Source organism: Streptomyces sp. NPDC034043, assembly GCF_055575675.1.
Window position 1 is genome coordinate 100999 of sequence record NZ_JBVISF010000003.1, and the last position, 13189, is coordinate 114187.

At 72.4% G+C, this 13189-nt stretch carries 12 protein-coding genes and 1 tRNA gene; 6 read left to right on the forward strand and 7 right to left on the reverse strand.

Annotated features, from left to right (window positions below; genetic code table 11):
- Window positions 1-349: 349 nt before the first annotated feature.
- Window positions 350-2710, forward strand: a complete 2361-nt coding sequence (locus tag ACZ51S_RS08855) for a transglycosylase domain-containing protein (protein WP_468960284.1) — start codon at window positions 350-352, stop codon at window positions 2708-2710.
- 112 nt (window positions 2711-2822) lie between these two features.
- Here the strand turns inward: ACZ51S_RS08855 and ACZ51S_RS08860 are convergent, their stop codons facing one another.
- A complete protein-coding gene (locus ACZ51S_RS08860; protein WP_388933441.1) occupies window positions 2823-3284 on the reverse strand; it encodes a GatB/YqeY domain-containing protein in 462 nt (153 codons plus the stop codon).
- Between the two features lie 68 nt (window positions 3285-3352).
- Between ACZ51S_RS08860 and ACZ51S_RS08865 the strand changes: the two genes are divergently transcribed.
- Window positions 3353-4291, forward strand: a complete 939-nt coding sequence (locus ACZ51S_RS08865) for a metallophosphoesterase (protein WP_468960286.1) — start codon at window positions 3353-3355, stop codon at window positions 4289-4291.
- A 100-nt stretch (window positions 4292-4391) separates the two neighbouring features.
- Window positions 4392-4465: transfer RNA gene (locus ACZ51S_RS08870), tRNA-Pro, on the forward strand.
- Between the two features lie 136 nt (window positions 4466-4601).
- Here ACZ51S_RS08870 and ACZ51S_RS08875 read toward each other — a convergent pair.
- Entirely contained in the window at window positions 4602-5435 is an 834-nt protein-coding gene (locus ACZ51S_RS08875; RefSeq protein ID WP_468960288.1) for an alpha/beta fold hydrolase, read from the reverse strand.
- A gap of 78 nt (window positions 5436-5513) precedes the next feature.
- Here ACZ51S_RS08875 and ACZ51S_RS08880 point away from each other — a divergent pair, with 78 nt between their 5' ends.
- The gene (locus tag ACZ51S_RS08880; protein ID WP_468960291.1) at window positions 5514-6164 is read left to right on the forward strand and encodes a TetR-like C-terminal domain-containing protein; all 651 of its coding nucleotides are present in this window, start codon (window positions 5514-5516) and stop codon (window positions 6162-6164) included.
- Window positions 6165-6260: 96 nt separating this feature from the next.
- On the opposite strand, the gene ACZ51S_RS08885 is transcribed toward ACZ51S_RS08880, so the two are convergent.
- From ACZ51S_RS08885 to ACZ51S_RS08895, 3 genes are all read right to left on the reverse strand, one after another.
- The gene (locus ACZ51S_RS08885; RefSeq protein ID WP_468476279.1) at window positions 6261-6854 is read right to left on the reverse strand and encodes an HD domain-containing protein; all 594 of its coding nucleotides are present in this window, start codon (window positions 6852-6854) and stop codon (window positions 6261-6263) included.
- Window positions 6855-6864: 10 nt separating this feature from the next.
- The gene (gene codA / locus ACZ51S_RS08890) at window positions 6865-8166 is read right to left on the reverse strand and encodes a cytosine deaminase (RefSeq protein ID WP_468801230.1); all 1302 of its coding nucleotides are present in this window, start codon (window positions 8164-8166) and stop codon (window positions 6865-6867) included.
- Between the two features lie 126 nt (window positions 8167-8292).
- Complete coding sequence (locus ACZ51S_RS08895; RefSeq protein ID WP_388933421.1) at window positions 8293-8460, reverse strand: hypothetical protein; 168 nt, start codon at window positions 8458-8460, stop codon at window positions 8293-8295.
- A 109-nt stretch (window positions 8461-8569) separates the two neighbouring features.
- On the opposite strand from ACZ51S_RS08895, the gene ACZ51S_RS08900 reads away from it, so the two are divergent.
- Together ACZ51S_RS08900 and ACZ51S_RS08905 are read left to right on the forward strand one after the other, a co-directional pair.
- Window positions 8570-10405: a S9 family peptidase gene (locus tag ACZ51S_RS08900; protein WP_468801232.1), complete on the forward strand. Its 1836-nt coding sequence runs from the start codon at window positions 8570-8572 to the stop codon at window positions 10403-10405.
- Window positions 10406-10448: 43 nt separating this feature from the next.
- On the forward strand, window positions 10449-11330 hold the full coding sequence (locus tag ACZ51S_RS08905) for an SURF1 family protein (protein ID WP_468960295.1): 882 nt from the start codon (window positions 10449-10451) through the stop codon (window positions 11328-11330).
- Here ACZ51S_RS08905 and ACZ51S_RS08910 read toward each other — a convergent pair.
- Complete coding sequence (locus ACZ51S_RS08910) at window positions 11308-12453, reverse strand: hypothetical protein (RefSeq protein ID WP_468960298.1); 1146 nt, start codon at window positions 12451-12453, stop codon at window positions 11308-11310. The genes ACZ51S_RS08905 and ACZ51S_RS08910 overlap by 23 nt on opposite strands.
- Window positions 12450-13112, reverse strand: coding sequence for a SigE family RNA polymerase sigma factor (locus ACZ51S_RS08915; RefSeq protein WP_468960301.1), 663 nt, complete (start codon window positions 13110-13112; stop codon window positions 12450-12452). The genes ACZ51S_RS08910 and ACZ51S_RS08915 overlap by 4 nt, the downstream gene beginning before the upstream one ends.
- Between the last annotated feature and the right edge of the window lie 77 nt (window positions 13113-13189).

Genomic DNA, 13189 nt, shown 5'->3' on the forward strand with positions numbered 1-13189 from the left:
CATATTCACCGCTGCCAGTTGAGGACGTTACGGAAGGTGGACACAGTGCAACACCCCCGACGGGCCCAATCTTGAATGGTCCGAACGGACTATGGGTAAGCGGCAGATCACCCGACGGAGTGATCCGGCGACATGCCCGGCCATTCCGGCGATTCGGGTGAAATCGGGGAGGCTCCGGTAAGCGGCCGTCAGAGGGAAGGGCGGGATTCGGACATGAGTCCACCCCCTTCGGGGAGGGTGAAAATCAAGCCGAGGGGTTGATGTCTCCCCGCGCTGCTGTGACAGTTGGGGACAGCTTAGGCCAAGGCATTCGCGCGTGTCCGGCGAATGAGAACGTAGGCTGCCCTCTATGGGAAAGAAGCGCTCGGGCGCAGGGCTGACGGGGCCGCAGCAGGCCGCCAAGTTCCTCGGTGTGTCGGTTCTCTCCGGAGTCGTACTTGCCGGTATCGCGATCCCGGGCGCCGGTGCGCTGGGCCTCGCCGCCAAGGGCACGGTCGAGGGTTTCGATGAGATCCCGGCCAATCTGAAGACGCCTCCGCTGAGCCAGCGCACCACGATTCTGGATGCCGAGGGTGGCTTGATCGCCACCGTCTATTCACGGGACCGTCAGGTCGTGCCGCTCACGGCCATGTCGCCGTACATGCAGAAGGCGATCGTCGCCATCGAGGACTCTCGTTTCTACGAGCACGGCGCGGTCGACCTCAAGGGCATCCTGCGCGCGGTGAACCGCAACGCGCAGGAGGGCGGGGCGGCGCAGGGCGCCTCCACGCTCACGCAGCAGTACGTGAAGAACGTCTTCGTCGAGGAAGCCGGCGACGACGAGACGAAGGTGCGCGAGGCGCAGGAGAAGAGCCTCGGCCGCAAGATCCGCGAACTGAAGTACTCGATCCAGGTCGAGGAGGAGCTCGGGAAGAAGAAGATCCTCGAGAACTACCTCAACATCACCTACTTCGGGCAGGGGGCGTACGGGATCGAGTCCGCCTCCCAGCGCTACTTCAGCAAGCCCGCCAAGGACCTGACGCTGGAGGAGTCGGCGCTGCTGGCCGGCCTCGTGCAGTCGCCGAGCCGGTACGACCCGGTGAACGACAGCCAGGAGGCGATGAAGCGCCGCAACGTCGTCCTCCAGCGCATGGCCGACGTGAAGGACATCTCGCAGGCCGAGGCGGACGAGGCGAAGGCGAAGCCGGTCACGCTGAAGGTGACCCGGCCCAAGAACGGCTGCATCACCGCCGTCAAGGGCGCCGGCTTCTTCTGTGACTACGTGCGCGCCACCTTCCTCTCGGACCCGGTCTTCGGCAAGACCCGCGAGGAGCGGGCGAAGGTCTGGAACCAGGGCGGCCTGACCGTCCGCACCACCCTGGACCCGCAGTCCCAGGAAGCCGCCAACGCCTCGATCAAGGACCACGTCAACGAGGACGACTCGATCGCCACGGCCGTGACCATGGTCCAGCCGGGCACCGGTCGGGTCCTGGCGATGGGCCAGTCCAAGCCGTACGGCTTCGGGAAGAACGAGACGCAGATCAACTACTCCGTGGACAAGCGGATGGGCGGCTCGAACTTCGGCTTCCAGGTGGGCTCCACGTTCAAGCCGTTCATCGCGGCCGCCGCCGTAGAGCAGGGCATGGAGCCGACGAAGGTCTACTCGGCCCCGAACAAGATGGAGTACCCGAGCCCGGTGGCGCGGTGCTCCGGCCCGGCCTGGCAGAACGTGCCGGTGGGCGGCAAGCGGGAGACGGCCGAGAACGAGACCCGGGACGAGATCGGCCCGTACGCGCTGAGGACGGCGATGGAGAAGTCCATCAACACCTACTTCGTGCAGATGATCTCGGACATCGGGCTCTGCCCGGTGATGGAGATGACGCAGAAGCTCGGAGTGGTCCCGGCCGACGGTTCGAAGCTGCCCGAGACACCGTCCATCGCGCTCGGCTCCGCCGAGATGTCCCCGCTGACGATGGCCAACGCGTACGCGGCCTTCGCCAACCGGGGCGTCTACTGCACCCCGATCGCCCTGGAGTCGATCACCGACGCGCACGGCAAGGCGCTCGCGGTGCCGAAGGCCAAGTGCGACCGGGCGATGTCCCAGGACACCGCCGACACCATCAACCACCTGCTGCGCGGGGTGGTCGACTCCGGTACGGGTGAGCGGGCCGGTCTGACCGACCGCGACAACGCGGGCAAGACCGGCACCACCGACAACCGCTACAACGCCTGGTTCGTGGGCTACACCCCCAACCTGTCCGGCGCGGTGTGGGTCGGCTCCGGCGGCTCGAAGAAGATCTCGATGGAGGACATCACCATCGGCGGCCAGTACTACCCGAAGGTCTTCGGCGGTGGTCTGCCCGGCCCGATCTGGAAGGACGCGGTCACGGGCGCGCTGTCCGGCCGCGAGGCCCCGAGCTTCGCGGGGGTCAGCGTCCCCGAGCCCTCGGTCGGGAGCGGCGGCACCGGCACCGGCGGCACCGGCACCGGCACCGGCGGCAACAACGGCGGCCGGGGTGCCACGACCCCGCCGGCCACCCCCCGCAAGCCCGGCAAGCCCACCAGGCCCGGCGGTGACGGCAAGCCCGGCGACACCCGCACCGGCGGCACCACCACCGGGTCCACCGGAGGCGGGACCCTCACCGGAGGCGGCGCCCAGACCCCCGAGCCCCCGACCGACCCGGTCGTCCCGGTGGAGCCGGGCCTGATCGGCGGCCGCGAGACCCCGTAGGCGCACGGGCAGCGCATAACGAAGGGGAGGGCCCCGGTCGGATCACCGACCGGGGCCCTCCCTTTTGGTCCCTGCTGGTCCTCGCTGGATCCCTGCTGGTCCCTGCTGGTCCCTACGAAAGCTGCTTCTTGACGGCGGCGGCGACCCGGCCGCCCTCCGCCAGACCCGCGACCTTCGGGTTCACGATCTTCATGACGGCACCCATGGCCCGCGGCCCCTCGGCACCCGCCGCCCGGGCCTCCTCGACGGCCTGCGCCACGATCGCGGTCAGCTCGTCATCGCTGAGCTGCTTGGGCAGGTAGGCGTCCAGGAACTCGCCCTCCGCCGTCTCCCGCGCGGCCTGCTCGGCGCGACCGCCCTGGGCGAAGGCATCCGCGGCCTCGCGGCGCTTCTTCGCCTCCTTGGCGATCACCTTGAGGACTTCCTCGTCGGAGAGCACGCGCGCCTCCTTGCCCGCGACCTCCTCCTTGGTGATGGCGGCGAGGGTCAGGCGCAGGGTGGACGAACCGAGTTCGTCGCGCGCCTTGATGGCGGTGGTGAGGTCTTCCTGGAGCTTGGCCTTGAGCGTGGTCATGCCCCTGAGTCTGCCAGGTGCCGGGGCCGTGGCGCCCACCCGTTTTCCGGGTCTGCGACGATGGGGGCATGCGTGCGCGTTACGGAGTCCCCCTGAAGGTGACCGCCTCCATCGCGGCGGTGGGGGCCGCGGGTGTGGCCTATGCCGCCGGTTTCGAAGCCCGGTCCTTCCGGCTGCGCCGGATCACGGTCCCGGTACTGCCCGCCGGCGCTCGGCCGCTCCGTGTGCTGCAGGTCTCCGACATCCACATGGTCTCCGGCCAGCGCAAGAAGCGCGCCTGGCTGCAGTCCCTGGCGGGGCTGCGTCCCGACTTCGTCGTGAACACCGGTGACAACCTCTCCGACACGGAGGGCGTGCCGGAGCTGCTCGACGCGCTGGGCCCGCTGATGGACTTCCCCGGCGTGTACGTCTTCGGGTCGAACGACTACTACGGGCCGCGGCTGCGCAACCCGGGGCGCTACCTGATCGAGAAGGCGCAGGGCCGGCACGGGCTGAACGGCAACAAGCCGGTCGTCGGCGCAGTCCACAACCCGTGGGAGGGAATGCGGGACGCCTTCGACGACGCGGGCTGGCTGGACCTCACCAACACCCGGGCCCGGATGAAGGTCAACGGGATGGAGCTGGCCTTCACAGGGCTGGACGACCCGCACATCAAGCGGGACCGCTACGAGCGGGTCGCGGGCGGGCCGGAGGCGGACGCGGACTTCTCGATGGCCGTCGTGCACGCCCCGTACCTGCGGGTGCTGGAATCCTTCACGGCCGACCGCTACCCCCTGATCCTCGCCGGGCACACCCACGGCGGTCAGCTGTGCGTCCCCTTCTACGGGGCGCTGGTCACGAACTGCGACCTCGACACGAAGCGGGTGAAGGGCCTCTCCACGTACGAGACCCAGGGCCGGCGCGCCTACCTCCACGTCTCGGCCGGCTGCGGCACCAACCGCTTCACCCCGGTCCGCTTCGCCTGCCCCCCGGAGGCGACTCTCCTGACCCTGGCCCCGAAGGCCTGACCACCCGCGCCGGACCCGCGCGAAACCGGATTTCGTCTCAGGCCGAGGGTCCGCTAAAGTAATCGATGTCGCCAGGACAGGAACACTTCAGGGCGACGATCGGGGTGTAGCGCAGCTTGGCAGCGCGCTTCGTTCGGGACGAAGAGGTCGTGGGTTCAAATCCCGCCACCCCGACTTCGTAAGACCAGGTCAGGGGCCTGATCCACTCAGTGGATCAGGCCCCTGTTTGGCGTTTGCCCCTGTCTTGGGAGCCGTCGAAATGCCGGCGCGGCGGCGCTTCTGCCGGCCGTGGGCCGGGTTGCCGCAGGTGTCAGGCCGTGGGCCCGGTGGGGGCGTAGAACTGGGCCAGGGCTGGGGCCAGGGCGGACGGGTCCACGTCGTGGGTCTGGCCGTCCAGGGTGCGGTGAGAGCCGGCCGGCAGCAGGGCCGCGAGGGCGCGGGCACCCGACTGGAGCCAGGGGTCGCTCGCGCCGCCGCCGATGGCCAGTACGGGGATCCGCACAGCCGCCCAGCGGTCCGCCGGCAGGGGGCGGCCGGACATGGTGTCGCCCATGACGCGGGCGTCGTACGGGAGGGTGTGGGCCAGCGCCGCGAAGTGGCTCCAGATGCCGCTCGCGCGCATCTGCCCGACGAACTCGGCCGGGACGCCCACGGCGGTGGTCAGCATGAGGGTGACGGCGTCGTCGCGCCGGCCCTCGGCGATGGCCGCGTCCAGCTGGTCGACGTAGTCGACGGGGACGGGCGGACGGCTGTCGTCGATGACGAACGGGGGTTCGTACAGAGCCAGTTTTTCCATGGGGACGCCGTGCGCGGCGGCCTCCAGGGCCAGGACGGCGCCCGAGGACATGCCCATCACGCGTACGGAGCCGTCGAGTTCGGCGATGACGGCCGCCAGGTCCTCGATCTCGCGCTCCACCGCGTAGGGGGAGGTGTCGCCGCTGTCGCCGCGGCCTCGCCGGTCGTACGTCACCACGGTGAACCGGTCGCCGAGGAGGCCCGCGAGCGTGGCCCACCTCGGGTCCTCCCGCACCTGGTAGGCGCCGCCCACGAGGACGAGGGCGGGACCCTCGCCGGTGCGGTCGTAGGCGATGACGGTCCCGTCGCGGGAAATGGCCTTCTGCACGGTCTGACCCCCTGATGCCATGTGGACGGCGTCCACATCTCCCCCGTAGGCTATACCTGGAAGTTGACGCCGTCCACATCTAGCGAGGAATCGAGCCCCATGCCTGCGGAAACCGAACCGCCTCCGCCGCCCAAGCGCAGCACGTACCGCCACGGGAACCTGCGCAACGCGCTGCTCGAAGCCGCCCTGGAGCTGGCGCGCGAGGGCGGACCGGACTCCGTCTCGCTCCGCGAGGCCACCCGGCGCGCGGGGGTGTCGCCGAACGCCGCCTACCGTCACTTCGCCGACCGGGGCGCCCTGGTGCACGGGGTCTCGCAAGCCGCGATGGCCCGCGTGGCCCTGGCCATGGAGGCGGAGATCGAGGCCCTGCCCGGTGCCCCGACCCCCGCCGAACGGGCCCGGGCCCGCTTCCGGGCGGTGGGGACGGGCTACATCCGCTTCGCCGTGACCGAGCCGGGCTGGTTCCGGACGGCCTTCCACGTCCCGGACGACATGACGTACGCCGCCGACGCCACGGCCGCCGGGGCGGGCGGGCTCACGCCGTTCGAGCTGCTCAGCGCCTCACTGGACGCCCTCGTGGAGACCGGCGTCCTGCCGGACTCCCGCCGCCCGGGCGCGGAGTTCCTCGCCTGGTCGGCGGTCCACGGCCTGGCCTCACTGATCATCGACGGCCCCCTCCGCGGCATCACCCCGGAGCAGGCGCACGACGCCGGCCAGGACCTGATCACCATGATCGAGCGGGGGCTCTAGAGGGGGCGTGCGGGGCGGGGCGGGCAGCTCACCCCCGTACCGCGCCGAGAGGTGGGTGGGGTTCACGCACCCCTCAGCGCGGTAGCCGCCCCGGCGTCACGCGTCCAGGGGGTTGGCGGCTATGCGCTTGGCCGCGCCGGCCGCGACGTAGGCCGCCGCCGCGCAGGTGGGCTTGCGGCTCGCCTGCTCCTCGACCAGGGCGAGGAAGGACGGGCCGAAGCCGAGGCGGGGGTAGTGCTCCAGGAGGCCCGTCACGAAGGACGGGTCGAAGTCGGGCACACGCAGGCCTGACACGTCCGCACTGGTGCCCACCTGGAGGAGGTGGCTCTCCACGTCCTGGGCGGCGGTGACGTCATCCCGCATGTGCAGCACGATGACCTCTTCCGCGCGGGCGCGGCGGGCCGGGGGCCAGCCCAGGCCGGCCGTGAAGAGCCGGGCCACGTGCCCGCCGGCCTCCTCGAAGGGCAGGGTGTGGCTGTCGAAGGGCGCGGTCAGGCCCAGGTCGTGGAGCAGGGCGCTGACATAGAGCAGCTCGGCGTCGTACGTGAGGCCGTGCACGCGCGCGTACTCCGCGCCGAAGGCGTAGGAGCGCACGGAGTGGTTGAGGAGGGCGGGGTCGGCGTACTCCGAAGCGATCTCGAAGGCCGAACGGGCCGTGTCCGAGTCAAGGTTGTGAAGGGTCCACGTCATGGACCGCACCTTAGACGCGGGGGCTGAAGTCCACCTCCGACGGGCCCGTCTCCCCCGGCCACCACAGCCGGGCCGGTGCGGGCGGGGACTCGGCGAGGACGCTGCCGCGCGAGACCACGTACCGGGGCCGGACCTGCCGGCGGATCGCCTCCTCGGGGCCCGGCGCCGGGAGGAGGACGAAGGAGGCGGGGGCGCCCGCCACGATGCCGTACTCGGAGGCGGACAGGCCGAGGACGCGGGCCGCACGGTCCGTCACCATCGAGAAGGCCAGCGGGATGTCGTCGGCGCCGGTGAGCTGGGCGGCGTAGAGGCCGACGAGGGCGGTCTGGAGCGGATTGGCGGTGCCGAGCGCGTTCCAGGGGTCCATCACGTCGTCGTGGCCGAAGGCCACGTTGACCCCGGCGGCCAGCATCTCCTTGACCTGGGTGAGTCCGCGCCGCTTGGGGTAGGCGTCGAAGCGGCCCTGGAGGTTGAGGTTCGCGAAGGGGTTGGCGACCAGGTTGATGCCGGAACGGGCCAGCAGGCGCTGGAGTTTGAAGCTGTAGGCGCCGTTGTAGGAGCCCATGGCCGTGGTGTGGGAGGCGGTGGCGCGCTCGCGCAGGCCCGAGCGCAGGGCCAGGGTGGCCAGCACCTCCACGAAGCGGGACTGCTCGTCGTCGATCTCGTCGCAGTGGGCGTCCACCCGCAGGCCGTGTTCCTCGGCCACCGCGAAGGCGGTCCGCAGCGAGGCGACACCGTCCTCGCGGGTGTCCTCGAAGTGCGGGATCGCGCCGACGACGTCCGCCCCGCGCGCGACGGCCTCGCGCAGCAGCGCCTCGCCGCCGGGGAAAGAAACGATGCCCTCCTGCGGGAAGGCGACGATCTGCAGGGTCATGATGTCCCGCACCCGGTCGCGGACCTCCAGCAGCGCGTCGAGCGCGGTGAGGGACGGGTCGGTGACGTCGCAGTGCGTACGGACGTGCAGCACGCCGTTGGCCGCCTGCCAGCGCAGCACCTCGGTGGCCCGTGCGATCACGTCCTCGCGGGTCAGGGTCCGCTTGCGCTCGCTCCAGCAGGCGATGCCCTCCCAGAGGGTGCCGGAGGCGTTCGGGCGGGGCTGACCGGCGGTCAGGGCGGTGTCCAGGTGGATGTGGGGCTCGGCGAAGGGGGCGGTGAGCAGCCCGCCGTGGGCCTCGATGAGCACGCCGGTGGCCGGCGGCTCCTTCTGGTCGTCGTGCGGGATCACCCGGGCGATCCGGCCGTCCTCGGCGACCTCGACGTCGGACAGGCCGTGCTCGTGCAGCAGCCGGGCTCCTCGGACGATCATCCGCATGCGGTCCAGCGTACGCACGAGGCCCGGTGTTTCACGTGGAACGCACCCGCCCGGACGTTTCACGTGGAACGACACCCCCATGTTTCACGTGGAACGCGCCAGGCCGACCGGTGCCCGTGCCGGTGCTCAGCCTCGCTTGGCCTGGGCCTTCTGCTGCATGCCGCGCGTCTTCGCCGAGAGCGACTGCGCTTCCCTGCCCGCCGCCTTGGCACGTGCCTCGGCCGCCGTGTTCTTCGCCAGCGCGCGCTCGGAATCCTGGTGGCCGTGGTGCCCGGTACGAGCTTTCTTGGCCATGATCAACACCCTCTCGGAAACGCTCGTCGTACGCACACCACCATGCGCCCGTTCGGCGCACTCGGCATCCCGGCCGCCCGGTGCGGCAGGACCCGTGAGAATGGAGCGCATGACCAGCGACAGCGACCTGACCCCCGGCACCGACTCCGCTTCCGGGATGCCCGACTGGGAGAAGCGCTTCCGGGCGCCGCGCGTGGGACTGCCCGACTGGGCCGAGGACGCCCCGGACCGCTCGCTCTTCGTCTCGAACGCCACCGGAACCTACGAGCTCTACGCCTGGGACCGGACCACCGGTACGCAGCGGCAGGCCACCGACCGCCCCAACGGCACCACCGACGGCGCCCTCTCCCCCGACGGGGAGTGGATCTGGTGGTTCTCGGACACCGACGGCGACGAGTTCGGCACCTGGGTCCGCCAGCCCTTCGCGGGCGGACCCGACGAGCCCGCCACGCCCGGGCTGGAGCCCTCCTACCCGGCCGGTCTCGCCATCGGCCGTGACGGCACGGCGGTCGTGGGGCGGTCCACCGACGAGGACGGCACCACGATCCACGTCGTACGCCCGGGCGGCGGGACCCCGCAGGTGATCTACCGGCACCGCGAGTCGGCCGGCGTGGGCGACCTCTCCCGCGACGGGACCCTGCTCGCGATCGAGCACACCGAGCACGGCGACGCCATGCACTCGGCCCTGCGCGTGGTCACCCTCGACGGCGCCACCGTCGCGGAACTGGACGATTCCCGGGGCGGCACCGAGGAACTGGGCCTCGAGGTGCTCGGCTTCGCACCGGTCGCCGGGGACACCCGGCTCCTGGTCGGGCACCAGCGGCGCGGCCGCTGGGAGCCGATGGTGTGGGACCTGGCCACGGGGACCGAGGAGGACCTCGCCATCGACCTGCCGGGCGACGTGAGCGCCGAGTGGTACCCGGACGGGACCGCGCTGCTCATCGCACACGGCTTCGAGGCCCGCAGCGAGCTGTGGCGCTACGACCTGGCCGCGCGGGAACTCGTACGGGTGGACACTCCGCCGGGGACGGTGTCCGGCGCGACGGCCCGCCCGGACGGGACGGTGGAGTACCAGTGGTCCTCGGCGGCCGAACCGGCCGCCGTACGGTCCACGGCCGGCGGCGTCGTCCTGGACCCTCCGGGCATGCGGCCGCCGGGCTCGGTACCGGTGGAGGACGTGTGGGTGGAGGGGCCCGGCGGGCGGATCCACGCACTCGCCCAGCGGCCCGTGGGCCACGGTGACGGGCCCTTCCCGACGATCTTCGAGATCCACGGGGGTCCCACCTGGCACGACTCCGACGCCTTCGCCGCCACCCCGGCGGCCTGGCTGGACCACGGTTTCGCGGTGGTGCGGGTCAACTACCGGGGCTCGACGGGCTACGGCCGTGAATGGACCGACGCCCTCAAGCACCGGGTCGGCCTGATCGAGCTGGAGGACATCACGGCGGTCCGCGAGTGGGCCGTGACCTCCGGCTTCTCGGATCCGGCGCGGCTGGTGCTGTCGGGCGGGTCCTGGGGCGGCTACCTGACGCTGCTGGGCATCGGCATGCGGCCCGACGACTGGGCGGTCGGGCTGGCCGCCGTACCGGTGGCGGACTACGTGACGGCCTACCACGACGAGATGGAGGCCCTGAAGTCCCTGGACCGCACACTCTTCGGGGGCACCCCAGAGGAGGTCCCGGAGCGCTTCGAGGCGTCCTCGCCGCTGACCTACGTGGACGCGGTGAAGGCGCCCGTGCACATCGCGGCGGGCGTGAACGACCCGCGCTGCCCGATCCGGCAGATCGAGAACTACGTGGACCGGCTCGCGGCGCGCGGCGCGGTGCACGAGGTGTACCGGTACGACGCGGGGCACGGTTCGCTGGTGGTGGAGGAGCGCATCAAGCAGGTCCGGATGGACCTCGAGTTCGCGCTCAAGCACCTGCCGCAGGGCCTGCCGCGCTGACCCGGCACCGGAGCGCCGGCGCACCCCCCGTACCGTTGGTGGGGTGCACCGGTTTCTCCTGACCCCGCGCTGGTGGGGGATCAACATCTTCGTCGCGCTCGCCATCCCCTTCTGCCTGTTCATGGGGACCTGGCAGCTCGGCCGGTTCGAGGACCGCGTCGGCAGCCACAAGGAGGCGGCGGCCGAGCGTCCCGCCGCCCGCGCGGCCGCCCCGCTGGACTCGCTGCTCCCGGTGGACACGAGGACCTCCGGACAGCTCGCTTCCACGGCCGGGGAGTACGGACAGCAGCTCCTGGTCCCCGAACGGGAACTCGGCGGGAAGCCCGGCTTCTACGTCCTGACCCTGCTGCGCGCCGACTCCGGGAGGACGATCCCGGTGGTCCGGGGCTGGCTGCCGGGGACGGCGGACCCGGCCAAGGCACCGGCCCCGCCGGCCGGGCGGGTCGAGGTGACGGGGGCCCTGCAGGCCTCGGAGAACTCGGGCACCAAGGGCGTGCACGCGCAGGGCGGGCTGCCGCCGGGCCAGCTCGGGGTGATCAGTGCGGCCACCCTGGTCAACCTGGTGCACGATCCGCTGTACGACGCCTGGCTGACGGTGCAGACGCCGGCGGACGGGATGACCCCCGTGCCGGCGAAGGCGCCGGCCAACACCGGGCTGGACCTGAAGGCCTTCCAGAACCTCGGCTACACCGGCGAGTGGTTCGTCTTCGTCGTCTTCGTGCTCTTCATGTGGTTCCGGCTCTACCGGCGCGAGGTGGAGACCCTGCGCGACGCGGAGGCGGGGCTCCTGCCCGCCGGGGACCCGGCCCCGGCGGCGCGGGCGGCCACGGACGCGGCCCCCGGCACCGGCCCGGCCACGGAGGCGGCCACGGAACCGCTCACTGAGCCCGCACCGGCACCGGCTACGGCGCGCCCGGCGGAATGAGACCCGTGCGGTAGACCGTGCCGCCGCAGGCCTCCGGGATGGTGGTCTGGGTGACGGGGGCGCCCGCGCCCGGGGTGTGGGAGACCTCCACCCCGGTGCCCTCCTGGCTCTCGGAGCCGCCCTGCGGGTCCTTGGCCGGCACCTCGTCCGCGCCCGCCGTCTCGCCGGCGCCGGCCGTACCGTCCGCCGTACCGCCCTGCTGGCTGGTGGCGGGCTGCGGCTGGGGCTTGAGCGACGCGCTGGGCGTGGCCGCCGGGCAGGACCGGGCGGAAGGCACCCAGGCGAACCGCACCTCGTAGGCGCTGTTCGGCTGGAGCAGCACGACCGGTGCCTCGGCGGACGGGTCGGGCAGCAGCGCGCTCGCCGGGTCCCCCGCCGTGTGGCCGGTCACCGTCACCGGCGGCGCGGCCGGCTGCGCGGGTGGCGGGCCTGCGGGGGCCACCGAGGCGGCCGTCACGGTGTCCGGGCCGAAGACCGTGCACCCCCGGGAGGAGACGTTGGTGACCTTGAAGCTGCCGTAGACCTTGCCGTCGGTCCCGGGGGGCCGGGCGCTGCCCGACACGCCCAGCTGGTCGGCCGTGCACTCCGGCGCTGCGGGCACGGCCCCCAGCGGCGGAAGCGGGCCGTGGCCGGCGCCGCCGGTGGGGACGCCCGCTCCGGTGCTGGAGGGACCAGCCACCGCGCCGCCCGAGGGGGATCCGCTCGCCTGCGGGGACGGGCGCCCGGCGCCGGCGTCCCGGCCCTTGCCCGCGGACGCCACCGGCCGGGGCCCGGCCGCGTCCTCGGAGTCGTTCTGGCGGGGGCCGGAGAGGTCACCCGGCTTGCCGCCCTGCGACTCCCCGTGCCCGGCCATGGCCGAGTGCCCGGCCGCCGTCCCCTCGTCGGAGCCCAGGTGCAGCGCGGCCGGGACCGCGGTGCCGGCGAGCAGCGCCGCCGCGGCGGTCGCGAGGAGGGCCTGGCGTTTGCGGGCCCGGCGGGCGGGCACCGCGTGCCGCAGCCGCTCCAGTGCCCCCTCGGAAGGCTCCAGCCCACAAACGGCCCCGGCCAGCAGGCCGCGCAGCGCCTGCTCGTCGGCCGTGGCCGTCCCGGCGGGGCCGGGCGGGTTCCTGTGGTCGTCCCTCATGACTGCGCGGCCTCCATCGCCACCCTCAGCGCGGCAATGCCCCGCGATCCGTACGCCTTGACCGAGCCGAGCGATATCCCGAGCGTCTCGGCGACCTGGACCTCCGTCATGTCCGCGAAGTAGCGCAGGACGAGCACCTCGCGCTGACGGCGCTGGAGTCCGCGCATCGCCCTGATCAGGTCGTCGCGCTCCAGCTGGTCGTACGCCCCCTCCTCCGCGCTGGCCATGTCCGGCATCGGCTTCGACAGGAGCTTGAGCCCGAGGATGCGGCGGCGCAGCGCGGAGCGCGAGAGGTTCACGACGGTCTGGCGGAGATAGGCCAGGGTCTTGTCGCGGTCCCGTACCCGCTTGCGGGCCGAGTGGACACGGATGAAGGCCTCCTGGACCACGTCCTCGCAGGAGGCGGTGTCGTCGAGGAGGAGCGCGGCCAGGCCCAGGAGGGAGCGGTAGTGGGCCTGGTAGGTCTCGGTGAGGTGGTCGACGGTGGTACCGGCCACGAGCGGCCGTTCGGCGTCGCCGACGGTGCCGGCGTCGGCTCCGGCACCGGCGCCGGGCGCGCCGACGGCTGCGGTGTCGGCGGGTATCAGAGCCTCCGGGGGGAGGGCACCGGGCGTCTGCGGGCTCGTGGGGGTGTCGGCGCTATCGCGGGGCGAGGGCACGCGGCCGCCCCGGGTCGGTGGTGCGACGTGCGGCACGCTGGCCGGCGGGACGGGCACGATCACAGGGAAACCGCCGC

What these genes read in the sequence shown, in the direction of transcription:
- ACZ51S_RS08910 (WP_468960298.1), bottom strand. Translation starts at nt 12,453, where the DNA reads ATGAGGGACGACCACAGGAACCCGCCCGGCCCCGCCGGGACGGCCACG.
- ACZ51S_RS08885 (WP_468476279.1), bottom strand. Translation starts at nt 6,854, where the DNA reads ATGACGTGGACCCTTCACAACCTTGACTCGGACACGGCCCGTTCGGCC.
- ACZ51S_RS08865 (WP_468960286.1), top strand. Translation starts at nt 3,353, where the DNA reads ATGCGTGCGCGTTACGGAGTCCCCCTGAAGGTGACCGCCTCCATCGCG.
- ACZ51S_RS08855 (WP_468960284.1), top strand. Translation starts at nt 350, where the DNA reads ATGGGAAAGAAGCGCTCGGGCGCAGGGCTGACGGGGCCGCAGCAGGCC.
- ACZ51S_RS08880 (WP_468960291.1), top strand. Translation starts at nt 5,514, where the DNA reads ATGCCTGCGGAAACCGAACCGCCTCCGCCGCCCAAGCGCAGCACGTAC.
- ACZ51S_RS08860 (WP_388933441.1), bottom strand. Translation starts at nt 3,284, where the DNA reads ATGACCACGCTCAAGGCCAAGCTCCAGGAAGACCTCACCACCGCCATC.
- ACZ51S_RS08875 (WP_468960288.1), bottom strand. Translation starts at nt 5,435, where the DNA reads ATGGCATCAGGGGGTCAGACCGTGCAGAAGGCCATTTCCCGCGACGGG.
- codA (WP_468801230.1), bottom strand. Translation starts at nt 8,166, where the DNA reads ATGCGGATGATCGTCCGAGGAGCCCGGCTGCTGCACGAGCACGGCCTG.
- ACZ51S_RS08895 (WP_388933421.1), bottom strand. Translation starts at nt 8,460, where the DNA reads ATGGCCAAGAAAGCTCGTACCGGGCACCACGGCCACCAGGATTCCGAG.
- ACZ51S_RS08900 (WP_468801232.1), top strand. Translation starts at nt 8,570, where the DNA reads ATGACCAGCGACAGCGACCTGACCCCCGGCACCGACTCCGCTTCCGGG.